The 14,345-nt window shown below is 73.0% G+C and carries 17 protein-coding genes and 1 pseudogene; 10 read left to right on the top strand and 8 right to left on the bottom strand.

Annotated features, from left to right (window positions below; all coding sequences use genetic code 11):
• From MRBLMI1_RS16015 to MRBLMI1_RS15990, 6 genes and pseudogenes are all read left to right on the top strand, one after another.
• A pseudogene (locus MRBLMI1_RS16015) lies at nt 1-233 on the top strand (hypothetical protein); the annotation flags it as partial.
• Complete coding sequence (locus MRBLMI1_RS16010; RefSeq protein ID WP_367734512.1) at nt 233-814, top strand: DNA/RNA endonuclease G; 582 nt, start codon at nt 233-235, stop codon at nt 812-814. The pseudogene MRBLMI1_RS16015 and the gene MRBLMI1_RS16010, both read left to right, overlap by 1 nt.
• On the top strand, nt 811-1,398 hold the full coding sequence (locus MRBLMI1_RS16005; protein WP_367734511.1) for a hypothetical protein: 588 nt from the start codon (nt 811-813) through the stop codon (nt 1,396-1,398). The genes MRBLMI1_RS16010 and MRBLMI1_RS16005 overlap by 4 nt, the downstream gene beginning before the upstream one ends.
• 19 nt (nt 1,399-1,417) lie before the next feature.
• The gene (locus tag MRBLMI1_RS16000) at nt 1,418-2,137 is read left to right on the top strand and encodes an Asp23/Gls24 family envelope stress response protein (protein WP_367734510.1); all 720 of its coding nucleotides are present in this window, start codon (nt 1,418-1,420) and stop codon (nt 2,135-2,137) included.
• Nucleotides 2,138-2,401: 264 nt separating this feature from the next.
• Nucleotides 2,402-2,803, top strand: a complete 402-nt coding sequence (locus tag MRBLMI1_RS15995; protein ID WP_367734508.1) for an ATP-dependent DNA ligase — start codon at nt 2,402-2,404, stop codon at nt 2,801-2,803.
• Nucleotides 2,804-2,881: 78 nt separating this feature from the next.
• Nucleotides 2,882-3,259 (top strand): hypothetical protein, encoded by a 378-nt coding sequence (locus MRBLMI1_RS15990; RefSeq protein WP_367734507.1) that lies wholly within the window; start codon nt 2,882-2,884, stop codon nt 3,257-3,259.
• Nucleotides 3,260-3,659: 400 nt separating this feature from the next.
• Here MRBLMI1_RS15990 and MRBLMI1_RS15985 read toward each other — a convergent pair whose 3' ends face one another.
• From MRBLMI1_RS15985 to MRBLMI1_RS15955, 7 genes are all read right to left on the bottom strand, one after another.
• Nucleotides 3,660-4,694: an alpha/beta hydrolase family protein gene (locus tag MRBLMI1_RS15985; protein ID WP_367734505.1), complete on the bottom strand. Its 1,035-nt coding sequence runs from the start codon at nt 4,692-4,694 to the stop codon at nt 3,660-3,662.
• A 2-nt stretch (nt 4,695-4,696) separates the two neighbouring features.
• A complete protein-coding gene (locus tag MRBLMI1_RS15980; protein ID WP_367734504.1) occupies nt 4,697-5,644 on the bottom strand; it encodes a DUF6545 domain-containing protein in 948 nt (315 codons plus the stop codon).
• A complete protein-coding gene (locus MRBLMI1_RS15975; RefSeq protein ID WP_367734503.1) occupies nt 5,644-6,105 on the bottom strand; it encodes a hypothetical protein in 462 nt (153 codons plus the stop codon). Before MRBLMI1_RS15975 ends, MRBLMI1_RS15980 begins: the two co-directional genes overlap by 1 nt.
• 4 nt (nt 6,106-6,109) lie before the next feature.
• Nucleotides 6,110-6,568: a hypothetical protein gene (locus MRBLMI1_RS15970; RefSeq protein WP_367734501.1), complete on the bottom strand. Its 459-nt coding sequence runs from the start codon at nt 6,566-6,568 to the stop codon at nt 6,110-6,112.
• Nucleotides 6,569-6,733: 165 nt separating this feature from the next.
• Nucleotides 6,734-7,189 (bottom strand): BLUF domain-containing protein, encoded by a 456-nt coding sequence (locus MRBLMI1_RS15965; RefSeq protein ID WP_367734499.1) that lies wholly within the window; start codon nt 7,187-7,189, stop codon nt 6,734-6,736.
• An 11-nt stretch (nt 7,190-7,200) separates the two neighbouring features.
• Complete coding sequence (locus tag MRBLMI1_RS15960; RefSeq protein WP_367734498.1) at nt 7,201-7,443, bottom strand: hypothetical protein; 243 nt, start codon at nt 7,441-7,443, stop codon at nt 7,201-7,203.
• Between the two features lie 92 nt (nt 7,444-7,535).
• Nucleotides 7,536-7,925, bottom strand: coding sequence for an ester cyclase (locus tag MRBLMI1_RS15955; RefSeq protein ID WP_367734496.1), 390 nt, complete (start codon nt 7,923-7,925; stop codon nt 7,536-7,538).
• 101 nt (nt 7,926-8,026) lie between these two features.
• Here MRBLMI1_RS15955 and MRBLMI1_RS15950 point away from each other — a divergent pair, with 101 nt between their 5' ends.
• From MRBLMI1_RS15950 to MRBLMI1_RS15935, 4 genes are all read left to right on the top strand, one after another.
• Nucleotides 8,027-8,764, top strand: a complete 738-nt coding sequence (locus tag MRBLMI1_RS15950; protein WP_367734494.1) for a ThuA domain-containing protein — start codon at nt 8,027-8,029, stop codon at nt 8,762-8,764.
• Nucleotides 8,761-9,942 carry a Gfo/Idh/MocA family protein gene (locus MRBLMI1_RS15945; protein ID WP_367734493.1) on the top strand — a complete coding sequence of 394 codons (1,182 nt, stop codon included), beginning with the start codon at nt 8,761-8,763 and terminating at the stop codon, nt 9,940-9,942. The genes MRBLMI1_RS15950 and MRBLMI1_RS15945 overlap by 4 nt, the downstream gene beginning before the upstream one ends.
• Nucleotides 9,943-10,024: 82 nt before the next feature.
• Nucleotides 10,025-11,332, top strand: coding sequence for a cytochrome P450 (locus tag MRBLMI1_RS15940; protein WP_367734491.1), 1,308 nt, complete (start codon nt 10,025-10,027; stop codon nt 11,330-11,332).
• 183 nt (nt 11,333-11,515) lie between these two features.
• The gene (locus MRBLMI1_RS15935; protein ID WP_367734490.1) at nt 11,516-12,793 is read left to right on the top strand and encodes a glycosyltransferase family 4 protein; all 1,278 of its coding nucleotides are present in this window, start codon (nt 11,516-11,518) and stop codon (nt 12,791-12,793) included.
• Nucleotides 12,794-12,870: 77 nt separating this feature from the next.
• Here MRBLMI1_RS15935 and MRBLMI1_RS15930 read toward each other — a convergent pair whose 3' ends face one another.
• On the bottom strand, nt 12,871-14,328 hold the full coding sequence (locus MRBLMI1_RS15930) for an amino acid permease (protein ID WP_367734513.1): 1,458 nt from the start codon (nt 14,326-14,328) through the stop codon (nt 12,871-12,873).
• Nucleotides 14,329-14,345: the final 17 nt, after the last annotated feature.

Below are 14,345 nucleotides of genomic sequence, written 5' to 3'. Positions count from 1 at the left end.
TCGACATCACCGGATCCCGCGACACCGTCATCGTCCGCGTGTCCGCCCCATTTCCCATCCCCCGGCTGGACGACACCCCCGCGGTGAACACCACCGTCCCGGTGCTCGAGGCCGCCCGCGGCATCCACGCCGACCTCCACACCCGCCTGACCCGCCTGTTCGGACGCGAGGTCTCCCGGGTAGACATCACCCTCACCGGGGCCACCACCCCGAAACGAAAGCGAGTGCGCTGATGACCGACACCACCCTCCGCACCGTCGTGCGCCGCGAGACCCACTCGCCCCGCACCGGCGCCATGCTCACCGTCGTCATCCTCCTCCTCCTCGCCCTCGCCTACGCCGGCACCGAGATCGTCCTGGCCCTCACCGGCCAGAACCCCCTCCTGATCGCCCCCGGCCCCGCCCTCCAAGCCGCCGTCGACGCGCCGGACGCGCTCGCGCCCGCGGCGCTCTACGTCATCGGGGCCGGACTGGTCATCGTCGGCGTGATCGTCCTGGTGCTGGCGCTCAAGCCCGGGCGCCTGTCGCGTCACCAGATGACCTGGGGCGAGCGCGCCGTCGTCGTCGACAACGGGGTCGTGGCATCCGCTCTCGCCCAGCACCTCAGCACCGAGTCCGGCATCGCCCGCGACGACATCGTCGTGGGGGTCGCGCACCGCTCGGTCGACATCACGGTCCGCCCGCCGCTCGGCGTCCCCGTCGATCAGGCGCAGCTGCGCCGCATCGTCGAGCAGGAGATCGCCGGATACGAGCTCGTCCCCGCCGTCCGGACGCACCTCAGCGTGCGTCGCCCCGAAGACAAGGAAGCCCGATGAACGCCACGCGCCGCGGACTCAACCGCTTCATCCTCTTCATCGTCTCCGTCGCCCTCATCGCGGCGGGAGGACTGCTGCTCGCCACGGCCCTCCTCCCCGGCGGACGTGACGCCTGGACCTCCGTCGTCGGCGGGTTCCAGGGCTGGCTCGTCGGCATCGGCCGCGAGAGCGCCGGGTGGGGCGCCGTCGCCGCGATCACCGTCCTGGCGATCATCCTCATCGTCATCGCCGCCTCCGCCGTGCGCGGGCGCCGGGAGGCCCCCCTGCAGTCCGCGGGCAGCGAGAGCGCCGCGGGACGGATCACCATCACCGACGGCTTCGCGTCGCAGGCCTTGCAGAACGCCCTCGGCGAGCGCGACGAGATCCTCAGCGCCCGGATCACCTCCGGCGAGGTGGACAAGGAGTCCGTCCTGCACGTCGCCGTGACACCGCGCCAGAACACGTCGCCCCGCCAGGTGGTCGAGTACGTCGATACGCTCGTCGGCAACCTCGCCACGCTCACCGGTCGGGAGATGCGCACGTACATCTCGGTGCACTCCGGACTGCGCGCCAAGCTCGCCCGCGACAACACGAGACTGAACTGACATCCCCGAAGGAGGAGTCATGACCGACACCACCACCGCCGAGCGGGTCTCACTCGAAGAGCTCGCCGGCACCGTCGCCACGGCGGCCAGCGGCGTGGACGGGGTCCACGCGCTCGGCAACCTGCTGCAGCGCACGTCCGACGCCGTCCGCACGCGCGTGGGCCTGGCCGGCGCCGTTCCCGGCGTCAAGATCGACGACGACCGGGCCGCGGGCCTGACCGCCACGGTCTCCGTCGTCGTCGACTACCCGCACCCGCTGCGCGAGGTCGCCGACGCGATCCGCACCGAGGTTCGTGCCGCCCTCACGCCGCTCACCGCGCGCACCGTCGACGTGGACGTGGTCGTCGCAGGCGTCTTCGGCCCGAACGACACCGAGCCCGACCTCGAGGCCGTTGCGGGCACCGACGAAGAGGCTCCGGATGCCACCCCCGCAGCCCCCGCCCACGACACCGTGCCGGCCGAGGACACCGTGACCGCCGACGAGGCCGCCCGCATCGAGCCCGTGACCGCGGAGAAGGCCACGACCGACGACGAAGCCGCCGAGGCGGAGCTCGTCGACCGGGAGGCCGCGGATGCCGAGGGAGCCGGCCGCCGCGAGGACTCCTCCCCCGCCGAGATGACGGTCGAGGAGCGGGCCGACGTCGATGAGATCATCGCCGACGCCCTGGTCGACGCCGCCGCCGACATCGAGGACGCCGCCCAGCGCGCACGGGAGCAGGCGAAGACGGACGACGCCTGACATCGCTCCCCCGGGGCCCCGACCCCCGACCTTCTCCCGGTCGGACGTCGGGGCCCTCGTGTGGCTCTGATCGCCTGAGCCGCCCAGCGCAGACGGGCGTCATCCGCCGTCCGCAACCACGTGGACGGCAAGCGCAGGGTCCGCCGAAGGGGGCTTGAGTCGGATTGCCGCGCTCTGCACAGTGGAGCGCACGGTACGTTCCCGTCGGTACTGGCCCTCCGACCCCCCGGAGCACCGCACGGGCGCGGCTTCAAGGAGGCCACCATGGGTCGATTCATCTTCGAGCAGACGGTGAAGGTGGAGTTCGAGGACAGGTTGCTGTCGCATCTCGAGCACGTCATCACCTCGAAGCTGAGGCGGTCGGAGTCGTTCACGTTCTCGTGGAAGGAGGACGTCAGCGTCGGCGGAGGACGGACCACCATCTGGGTGCATCCGCAGTCCGTCCTGATGTTCAAGTTCCACGGCAGTCGTTCCCCGCGGCTGAACCCGTTATGGCTGCAGGCGCTCATGCACACGGCGAACGGCCCGCACGGACTGTACGTGGTGGCCGAGCCGCCGGCGTCGACGCGGGGAGCGGAGTCGGCGCCCCCGATGACGTTCCGCCTGGTGACGGAGGGGATGACATCGGAGGCGACGCCGGAGACGACGACATTGCATCGGCGCTGATCCTCGAACGTCCGAGGGACGGTTCGAGGCGACGGCGTTCCCGAGACCGTCGCGACCTCGTATGAGACGATTTTCTACGTGACCGATGAACTCGAGGACTCTCCGCCCCGACGCTCGCGCGAACAGCTCCAGGCCTGGGTCGAGGAGTTCCGCGCGCAGGGGCACGTGGTTGCGGGCGACATCTCCGTCGCGCAGCAGGAGGACGCCGACGGCCGTGACACCGGCCTGGTGGTCCTGAAGCTGTCGAACGCGAACGCGGCGATCTACATGCAGCCCGTCGGCTACGACGAGCCCCTGTGGGAGGCGACGCTGACCGGCCGCCCCGACGACCTCACCCTCTCGCCCCACCACATCGCCTCGCTCGCCGCCGAGCTTGTCGTGGCCGGCAACCTGTGCTCGTACCTGCAGTGGCGGTCGCTCGAGTGGGACCGCCGGAGCGGCACCCACCGCGCCTGACGCCGCTCGTTCGCGCCGCGTCACGGCATCCCGCCGGGGAGCTGTGCGCTGAGTTGGCGCAGATGTACGCCGCAGCGGGCGTCAGGCGTACATCTGCGGCAAGTCACGGCATCCCGGCGGGGTCGCGCGAGGTCGCGACGAAGGGCCCCGATGCGTCGGGGCCCTTCGCCGGCGGTCCGGCCGAGGCCGGTGCGCGCCGCTCTCGGTGGCAGTGCCACCGCCTTCGCTCCGCCCCCACGCGGAACGAAGGGCACAGTGCCGGCCGGGGCCGACCTGCGGTCTTCGACGCGGGATGTCGACCTGCCCGCCATCACCCCTGTATTGGGCATGTCTAACATCCTCCGCCATCCTATCCCCGTTCACTGCGGGGAGAAAGTCGACGTCTCGCGGCGTCACACGCTCAGAGGGAATGAGCCGCCAGGAACCGGGCCGTGGCGGCCTGCCAGGAGGCGGCATCCACGTTCCACCCCGTCGTGTGCCCCCCGCCCGAGGTCACGAGCTCGCCAGCCGGGGCGCCCTCGACGAAGCGGCGCGACGAGGCCAAGGGTACGGACCAGTCCCGCGTGCCGTGATGGACGAGCACGGGATGCCGCACCTCCGAGGCCCGCGCGACGAAGTCCGCGGCATCCAGGTCGACGGGGGCGTCCAGCCCCAGGGCCCGCGGGCGACGGAGCCAGCGCGCGGCGCTCGCGGCCGCCGCCCGAGGGAGGTGCGCCGCTGTGACGTTGGCCGCGAGGACGGCGCGCCAGTCGAGCACGGGCGAGTCCAGGACCATTCGGTCGATCCGCGCGGCCCAGGCCCCGTCGGCCGCCAGCCGCAGGCAGAGCTGGGCTCCCATCGACCACCCGAAGAGGACGAACCGGCGGGCACCGACGTCATCGAGGAGACGGAGCGCGTCGACGAGGTCGTCGGTCTCCCTCAGGCCGAGGTGGGACCGCCCGCGACCGAGACGGCGTCCGTCGAGCGTGTTGCGGTAAGCGGGGACGAGCGACGGCAGTCCCGCCGCGGTCGCCGCCGCCACCCCGCGCAGCGTGCCCGCCCGTGTGGAGCCCAGTCCGTGCAGGTGCACCGCGACCAGCGGGGCGTCGGCGACATCGCCCACCTGCCAGGCATCCCCGGCCGGGAGGCGGTGCGTTCGCGTGCCCGCGGGGGGAGAGGGATCGACGATCCCCGTCCAGGACACCCGCGACCCGGGCGGCGGCGGAGACGAGCCCGGGGCGAGGTCCCACGTCGCCCGCCCCGCGTCGATTCGGGGGAGGCCGTGGACGCGCGCATGCTCTCCCCCGGCGACGAACAGACCCCAGTCCCCCGCGACGGTCGTCGTCGGGGTGGCATCCAGGGTCACCGTCGTCGGCGTCGAGGAGTGGACGGTCAGGGGATGCCGCCGGGGATGCGGCGGCGCGGTCAGCCGGCGCGCGACGAGGTACCCGAGCACGGTCAGGCTCCGGCGAGCAGCCGCTCCTCGGCGGTGCGCAGGAGCTCGCGCTGGTCGTCGTCGAGGGCGAAGTCGTTCCGGCCGTCCATCGCGGCGTCCCGGATCTCGATGATCCGGCGGTGCAGGCGGAGCTCGGGGTCGGCACGCGCGGGTTCGACACCGGGAGCCGGGCGGGCGGACACCGCCTCGCTCCACAGGGGGGCCAGCCGGTCGACGAAGGAGCGGATCTCGCGGGATCGGCGCACCTCGGTGACCCATCGTCCGATCGGCGCGACGGCGAGCCCGCCCGCGAGGAACGCGAACGTCAGCACCTGGAAGAGGTAGTACGTGGGCCGCCACGGCTCGGCGGCGGAAAGGCCGCCCGCCAGCTGCGCCACGTTCATGACGAGCACGTTCAGCGAGAGCAGCAGGACGCAGAGCGAGCCCGTGATCAGCAGGACGGCGGCGACCCTCTCCCGCCGCAGGACGGCGGAGCGCAGCGTCGCCGCCGACGCCCGCGCGAGGGCGGTGAAGACGTAGATGAAGTAGACGTACTGGGTCGACGAGTAGACGGCCGCCGCCGGGTGGTCGCCGTAGACCCGCATGAAGCTGGCCGTCGTCCCGCCCTCGTGGGGCACGAGGACGAAGGCGACCGTCGTCACCAGGATCGCCGCGGTCAGCGCCGCGCGCGCGGGCCACCCGCCCAGCGACGGCTGCGCGCCCGCGCGGGAGATCCCCTTCGCGAGGTAGTGCACGCCGAACATCAGCGTGATCGCGCTGATCAGGTGGACGACGTCACGGGCGCCGAACCAGCCGTCCACGACGAAGTACAGATCGTCGTCGTTGAGCATCATCGTGACCGCGATCGTGACCGCCGCGTAGAGCACCGAGCGCTCCTTCCGCGCACGGCGGAACACGACCAGCACCCCCACCAGCGTCCACATCAGGGCGCTGACGACGAGCTCGACCATCAGCCGAACACCTCCGAGAAGGGGGTCGGCCGCTTGCGGCGCAGGGACGTCGCGAGGATGTCCGCCAGCCGCTCCGCGGCGATCTCGACGTCGTCGTTCAGGGCGTCGCGCGCGAGCGCCTTGATGACGGTGGCGTCCTCGTAGCTGGGCAGCACCGCGCCGGTCACATAGCCGGCCCCGTCGACGCGGTCGTGGAGCAGCAGCATGTGCGCGAGCTCGTGGAGGATGAACTGCTCGCGGTGCAGGGCCGACTCGCTGGCGGCGTGCAGGATGATGTCGCGGTCGTCGGCGGCGAGCCACAGCCCGCACAGCGCGTTGTCCTCGTGTGTGAGACCGGGAAGCTCGTGGATGGAGAGCGGCTTGCCCCGGGCCGCCTGCACACGCTCGATCAGCTCGGCGAGGGTGATCCCCGGCTCGATGGCGACGGGGAGGTGCGGGGTCTCGGGCGCGATCCGGTCCATGCTGCTACCCGGCGTCGAGCTTCGCGGTGTCGGGCCGGGCGGTGCGGGCCGTCTCCTCGTCGAGGAAGCGGGTGATGGCGCCGAGCGTCTCGGGCGAGAGGTCGCCGAGCGTGCGTGCGGCGTACGAGCGGACGCGCGCGGCACGCATCGCCCGGACGAGGTCCAGTTGCGCGGTCACGTCGTCGGGGGTGCCCGGCTCGCCGCGGAGGTACCCGTGCGGCACGCCGAAGAAGTCCGAGAGGGCGTCCAGCAGGGCGACGTCCTCGGTGTAGCGATGGCCGTTCAGGACGTAGGACCACCGCGCGCGCGACAGCGTCAGGCCGCGCGAGGTGACGAACTCGTGGATCTCCGTGAACGTGACCTCGCGCCCCGATCGCGCCTCGGCGACGTCCATGAGCGTGCGCAACCGGTTGGCCAACAGCTCCGTGGCACGGCGGGTCTCGTCGTCGTCGCGCGGGCTCATGCGTGCCGGCCTCGCGCAGCGCGCCGCGCACGCGCGACGGCGGTGCGGGCGTGAGCGGGGGTCATCATCCCAGCAGCCTAGCGCCGACCGGGCGGAGGGATCGCCGTGCGGCCCCGGCCCGGTGGCATCCATCGCCCGCGCCCCGCCGGGAAGCGCCCGCGCGTCTCAGGACGGCGGCGTCTCGGGCACGCCCTGGCGGCGCACGCGGAACCACACGGTGAGCTCGCGGACGGCACGGGCGACGGTCGACTCGTCCCCGGACTCGAGGTCGTCGAACGTGTCGCGGAAGCCCTCCGGCGCGTCCCCGGCCGGCACTCCGATGGGCTCGTAGCCCATCGTCCAGTCACCGAAGCTGCGTTCGGCGATCGGCTCGCGCAGCAGCACCCGCATGTCGGCGTGCCGGGAATCCTGGCCGATCGTCGCCATCAGGTCGTCGATGACGGCGGACGGCCCCTCCAGCACCTGGATGAAGCGCCCGCCCCGGTAGAGCAGCATCCCGGTGAGGTCGGCGGCGGAGTTGTTGGCACGGCTCTGCCGCAGCAGGTCCGACAGCGCGCTCGAGTCGAAGGGCTGAGTCGCGGTGCTGGTGTACACCACCGTCGCGAGAGCGTCCTGGGTCATCGCGTCGCCTTTCACCGGGTCTGTCGCAGCTCGAGGGGCGTCTCGGGCGGGGTGGCCTCGGAGACGGCCGACATGGCCGCCGTCAGCCCGCGGAACCGGCCCACCATGCGGGAGAACGAGTCGAAGGCGAGGAACGTGCCGTCCGACTGGCGGTCGATGTAGCCGAGGAACTCCCCTCGCCGACTGCCGACGTGGAAGCCGTCCTCGACGCGTGCCCACGTCACCCCCGTACCGGAGCGGGACATCGCCGTCATGCCGGACCTCTCTCGCTGTCGTACGGGGACCAGCCGACGATAACGCGCGGCCCTCCCGGCTATGGGGACTTGACATGCCCCTGCGCGATCCGTCACCGCAGCTGCGCGAGCACCTGCTCGGCATCGTCGGTGCCGGATGCCTCGGCGATCCGCCCCCGCGTCAGGCGGTACATCGCGAACGAGGCGATGTTCACGCGCCGCCGGGTCGGGGCCACATGCCGGAACGTCCCCGTGTGGGTGCCGGCGCCGCGGAGATGCACCGCGAGACGGTCGTCCTCGACGACGACCTGGATACGGCGCCATCGCCAGTCCGGGAAGCCGCGGACGAGCTCGGCGTAGTCGTCGACCCAGGCGTCCGCCCCCGCCGGCAGATGGGCGCGCCGCACGCCCGGCTCGAGGAGCGCGCGCAGGTCGTCGAGGTCGTGACGGTTGAGGACGTCGAGCATCTCGGCGAACCATTCGCGCGTCTCCCACGGTTCCATCGACTCATTATCGACGGCGCGTCCGGGCGTCCATCGGCGACGCCTGTCCGGTTCGCGCAGCGCGGCGCGAGCGCTCCGGCCCGCCGGTAGCCTGGCGCGGGATGCCGCAGGGTCGCGGCATCCGGAACCTCGAGGGAGAGACAGTGGCACGACGGTCGGCGGTGGTCGTACGCGGCGGGTGGGACGGTCATCATCCCGTGGCCGCGACGGAGATGTTCCTCCCGTTCCTGCACGAGAACGGCTTCGACGCGCGCATCGAGGACTCCCCGCGGGTGTACGCGGACGCGGCGGTCATGGACCGCGCCGATCTCATCGTGCAGTGCCTGACGATGGGCGAGGCGGACGCGGAGAGCATCGCCGGTCTGCGGCGGGCGGTCGAGGCGGGCACCGGCCTGGCCGGGTGGCACGGCGGAATTGTGGATGCCTTCCGCGCGAGCGCGGACTACCTGCAGCTCGTGGGCGGGCAGTTCGCCGCCCACCCCGCCGCGGACCCCGGCGAGCGCGTCGGCGACGGGTCCGACTTCTTCGTCGACCACCGGTACGAGACCACCGAGCGGGGCCGTGTCCACGAGATCACCCGCGGCGTCGGGGACTTCTCCCTTCGCACCGAGCAGTACTGGGTGCTCCACGACGATGCGAACGACGTGCTGATGACGACGACGCACCCCGTCCGGGCGCACGAGCCGTGGCACCGGCCGGTCGTCTCGCCAGCCGTGTGGACGCGGTCGTGGGGCGCGGGGCGGGTCTTCGTGGCCACGCCGGGGCACGACCCGGGAGTGCTGGCGGACCCGCACGTGCGGACCATCGTGGAACGGGGGCTGCTGTGGGCGGCGCGGTGACCGGAGCGCGCGACGGCGGGCGGCCGGTCGCCCGGCTCGGGCTCGTCGGCCTCGGCGTCATCAGCGAGCAGTACCTGGCGACCCTGCGCGACCACCCGGCCGTGGCCGTGGTCGCCGTCGCCGACCTCCGGGCCGACCGCGCGGCCGAGGTCGCGGCCTCCCTGCCCTCCTGCCGGGCGTGCACCCCGGAGGAGCTCCTCGCCGCCGACGACTTCGATCTCGTCGTGAACCTGACCGTCCCGGCCGCGCACGCCGACATCGCCCGCGCGGCGATCGCCGCCGGCACCGCGGTCTTCGGCGAGAAGCCGCTCGCGACGACGTTCGCCGATGCCGCGCTCGTCATGGCCGAGGCCCGGGCCGCCGGTGTGGCCGTCGGCAGTGCGCCGGACACGGTGCTGGGCACCGGCGTCCAGACCGCGCGGGCTGCGGTGGAGGCCGGGCTGATCGGCACGCCCACCGCGGCGAGCGCGACCTGGGTGTCGGCGGGCCACGAGAGGTGGCATCCGAATCCGGACTTCTATTACCTCGCCGGGGGCGGTCCGCTGTTCGACATGGGGCCGTACTACCTGACGTCGTTGGTGCACCTGCTCGGCCCCGTCGTGTCGGTGGTCGGCGAGGCCTCCCGCGGCCGCGGTCATCGGGTGATCGGCGCCGGGCCGCGCGCCGGCGAGCGCATCCCGGTCGAGATCGACACGCATGTCACGGGCGTGCTCCGGCACGCGTCGGGGGCGCTGTCGACGGTCGCCTTCAGCTTCGACGCGGCGGGCTCGGCGGGCAGCCCCATCGAGGTGCACGGGGAGACGGGGTCGCTCGCGGTGCCCGATCCCAACTATTTCGACGGCACGGTCCGGCATCTCCGGGCCGGGGCCGACGCGTGGGAGGAGCTCCCGGCGTCGGCCGGGTACGTCGCCGCCGGGCGCGGGATCGGCGTGCTCGACATGATCCGGGATGCCACCGGCTCGCGCCCCGGCTCCGGGAGCGGCGCGGGCGATGGCGGCAGCGGCGCGGCGACCGTCGCCCCCGGCGGACGCGCGAGCGGCGAGATGGCGCTGCACGTGACGGAGATCATGACGGCGCTCTCCGCGTCGGCGGAGCACGGGCGGCGCTGGATGCTCGACACCACGGTCGTCGTTCCACCGCTCGTGCCTCTGACCCCCGAGGAGGACTGGCGCCGCTGACGGGACCCGGCTCCGGTACCACACGGCCGCGCCGGTCGCCTCCCCCTCGGCCGGCCCTCCCCGACGTGGCACCGTGGCCGCCATGCCCTCACCGACGACGCTCCTCCGCGACGACTCGCTCTCGCTCCTGACCCGCGGCTACGACTTCGGCAGCCGCCTGTGGAGGCGCACGCGGCCGGGAGCCCGTGCGGTCCCGTTCCGCCTGCTCGGCAAGGAAGCGCTGTTCGTGCGCGGCGCGGAGGGCGTCGAGCTGTTCTACGACGAGAGCCGCACCCGGCGGCACGGGGCGATGCCGGCGTTCATCCAGGAGTCCCTCTTCGGCCACGGGTCGGTCCACAGCCTCGACCGCGACGAGCACCGTCACCGCAAGGCCACCTTCGTCGACGTGCTGTACGACGACGACGAGGTCGGCCGCCTGCTGCCGGAGCTGGAGCGCGAATGGCGCCGCGAGCTCGACGCCTGGGTCGAGGGCGGGGACCGCACCGCCTACGACGCCGCCGTCGGCGCGCTCGGCCGCGCGATCATGCGGTGGGCGGGCATTCCCGGCACGGACGCCGCCCGGACCCGGTGGGCCCGTCGGCAGGCGCAGATCGTCGACGGCTTCGGCGTCCCGTACTCGCCCGAGTTCCTCCTCGCGATGATCAACCGCGGCTGGTCGGACCGTCACGCGGCCCGCCTGATCGAGGCGACCCGGTCCGGGGAGCTCACCCCCGCCGAGGGCACCGCCCTGCACGCGTGGGCCCGCCACCGCGACCAGGACGGGCAGCTGCTGTCGGCCCGCCAGGCCGGGGTCGAGCTGCAGAACAGCTTCCGTCCCATGATCGCCGTCGCACGGTTCGTCGCCTTCGCCGCCAAGGAGCTGTTCGACCGCCCCGAGTGGCGGGCGAGGATCGCCGCCGAGGCGGCCGAGACGGGTGCACTGGTGGGCGGGCCGAGCGCCACCGCCTTCGCCCAGGAGGTCCGCCGCACCGCACCGTTCGTCCCGATGCTCCCGGCCTGGGCGGTCGACGACGTCGAGCTCGACGGCGAGCGCGTCGCGGCGGGAGGGCGGGTCGTGCTGGACATCCTCGGCACCGACACCGACGACCGGTCCTGGCGCGCTCCCGGGACGTTCGATCCCGACCGGTTCCGCGGCGTCGACGACTACGAGGCCATCGAGACCTTCGTCCCCCACGGCGGCGGCGACGTCGCCACGGGACACCGCTGCCCCGGCGAGAAGCTGGCGATCGCGGGACTCGCCGCGGCCGTCGCAGCGCTGAGCGACCCGCGCATCCGCATCTCCGGACGCGGGCTGCAGGTGAACCGTCGGCGGATGCCCACCAAGCCCCGCTCAGGCGGTCGCATCCGTCCGGCGGACGCCCCGTCGCGCTGCCCCTTCCACCGGGGGTAGGCGCGGCGGGCCGTGTCCCCGGGCGACGTCGGCGACCGGTGCGCGCGGGTGCCGCGGACGGCGGTGTACTACGGTTCACCCCGGGAGTACGCCGCGCCCTCTCGCCATCCGGCCCGGTTCTCGGTTGAAATGGAGGGGTCGCTGTCCACGCGGCGGCACCTTTCGCCCGACCGAGGAGACGTCATGCCGAGCAGGACACCCCGCGCCACCCCCGACCTGAAGGTGGCGCTGGTGTGCGACTACTCGCTCGACTACCTCGGCGGTGCGCAGTCCGCGTTCCTCGACGAGGCGCGCATCCTCGCCGCCGACGGCGCCCGCGTGACCGTCGTCGCACCCCGCACGAAGGCGTCCCGTCGTTCGGCCGCCGCCCACCCGGCGACCGAGAACCCCGCGATGCTCGACGTCGACGTCCGGCGCGTCCTCCCCGGGCTGGACCTGCCGCTGCTGCGGAACCGCCCGCAGCTGCGGCGCCGTCTCCGCGAGGAGTTCACCGCCCGCGGCATCCAGGTCGTCCACGTGCATTCCGAGTTCGGCCTCACCGCGGCCGCGATCGACGTCGCCCGCGAGCTGGGCCTGCCCGTGGTGCACACAGTTCACACGTTCTTCTGGCAGGCGCGGATGCCGGCCGTGTTCGAGCCGATCGCCGCGCTCATCACCCGCACCTTCGCCCGGTGCGTCCGCTCGCACCCGGTGTCGGGCACCGCCCTCGCTCCGTCGGCTACCGACTCCGCCCTCCGCGGCATGACGCTCTCGACCGCGGAACGGGCGGACGTGGTCGTCTCCCCCTCCGCGCATCAGGCCGACCGTCTCCGGGCGGCCGGCGTGCGCCGCGTCGCGGTGATCCCCAACGCCGCGCCGGAGGCGACGCAGGCGGAGCCCCTCACGTCCGTCGAGGGACCCGTGCGGCTCGTCTGGGTCGGACGGCTGGCGCCGGAGAAGCGCGTGCTCGAGTTCGTGCGCGCGGCCCGGACGGCCCAGGCGCTCCTCCGCCCCGGCGCCCTCTCGATCGAGATCATCGGCGACGGCCCGTTGCGGCGTGCCGTGGAGGACGCCGCCGACCCCGCCGGTCCCGAGCCGCGTCCCGACATCCTCGTCACCGGTCGGCTGTCGCGCGACGAAGTGCGCGCGCGTGTCCGCCGCGCCCATCTCGTGGCGCTGACCTCGCTCGGATTCGACAATCAGCCGGTGGTCGTCGTCGAGGCCTTCACGGAGGCCCGGTCGGTCGTCTACGTGGACGCCGACCTCCGCGAGGGGCTGTCCGAGGGCGGCATCCTCGTCCCCTCGGACGTTGCGGGTATGGCGGAGGCGCTCGTGCGGCTCGTGCGGCAGCCGTCCGACATCGTCGACGCCTCCCGTCGCGCCCACCGCGCGGCCGCCGTCTTCTCGCCTGCCCATCACGCCGAGCTCCTGCGTCGCGTCTATGCCGACGCGGGTGCTCCGGTGGCGGCGCCGGCGCGCTGACCGGCCCGCGGGGCGGGACAGGACACGGGATGCCACCGCGGTGGCATCCCTCCCCTCCCGACCCGCGCGGGTGAGGACTAGTCCCTGCGGTACGGGCTCGGCACCACCGGAAGCGTCCCGGTGTAGCCGTCGCGCTCGGCTGCGAGCGCCGCGATCCTCGACCGGCACGCGAACCAGCCGGCGGCGATGAGACCGCTGGCCACGACCGTCACGATGAGCGTCGCCGGCGAGTCGATGAACACGAGCACCAGGACCGCGGCGAGGAAGACGAGCGTCAGATAGCCGGTGTACGGCGAGCCGATCATGCGGAACGACGGCCGCTCCAGCTCTCCGCGGTCGGCGAGCTGCTTCAGGCGCAGCTGGCACAGCACGATGGTGGCCCACGTGACCACGATGCCGACCGATGCGACGCTGAGGACGATCTCGAACGCCTCCTCGGGGACGAGGTAGTTCAGCGGCACACCGAGGAGCGCGACGGCGGCGGTGATCGCGATGCCGCCGTAGGGGACGCCCGCCTTGTTCATCCGGCCGGCGAAGCGCGGGGCCGACCCGGACACGGACATCGACCGGAGGATCCGCCCCGTCGAGTAGAGGCCGGCGTTGAGCGAGGAGAGCGCGGCCGTCAGCACGACGAGGTTCATGACCACGTCGGCGCCCTCGACGCCGATCGACGCGAAGAACGTGACGAAGGGACTCTCCCCCGCCGAGTAGGCGGTGTACGGCAGCAGCAGCGACAGGAGCAGCACCGACCCGACGTAGAACACCGCGACGCGGAGGACCACCGAGTTGATCGCGCGCGGGAGGACCTTCTCGGGGTTCTTCGTCTCGCCGGCCGCCGTGCCGATCAGCTCGATCGAGGCGTAGGCGAAGACGACGCCCTGCATGAGGAGGATGGCCGGCAGCAGCCCGGCGGGGAAGAACCCGCCGTTGTCGGCGATGAGCGAGAAGCCGGTCGGGGAGCCGGAGGGCGTCCCGAACACGACGAAGTAGATGCCGACCGCGAGGAAGACCACCAGCGCCGCGACCTTGATGAGCGCGAACCAGAACTCGAGCTCGCCGAACACCTTGACCGAGACGAGGTTGACGCCCAGCACGAGCACGAGCGCCAGCAGGGCCCACACCCACTGCGGGACCGCAGCGATGAAGGGCACGTAGGCACCGAAGAACCGCATGTACAGCGCGGCGGCCGTGATGTCGACGATCGTCGTCGTCGCCCAGTTGATCCAGTAGAACCAGCCCGAGACGAAGGCCGCCTTCTCGCCGAAGAACTCGCGGGCGTAGGACACGAACGACCCCGAGGTCGGCCGGTGCAGGACCAGCTCGCCCAGTGCGCGCAGGATGAAGAACGCGAAGAGACCGCACACCGCGTACGCGACGACGATCGCCGGGCCCGCCGCGGCGAGCCGCCCGCCGGCGCCGAGGAACAGGCCGGTGCCGATCGCCCCGCCGATGGCGATCATCTGCACCTGCCGCGAGGTCAGGCGCTTGTGGTAGCCGGCGTCCTCGAGCGGAGGGGCGGGCGAGGTGTGCGGAATGCCGGCGTCCGGACGGG

The sequence above is a fragment of the Microbacterium sp. LMI1-1-1.1 genome, assembly GCF_040815675.1.
GTDB lineage: Bacteria > Actinomycetota > Actinomycetes > Actinomycetales > Microbacteriaceae > Microbacterium.
This window is presented reverse-complemented; position numbering and strand designations above follow the sequence as displayed.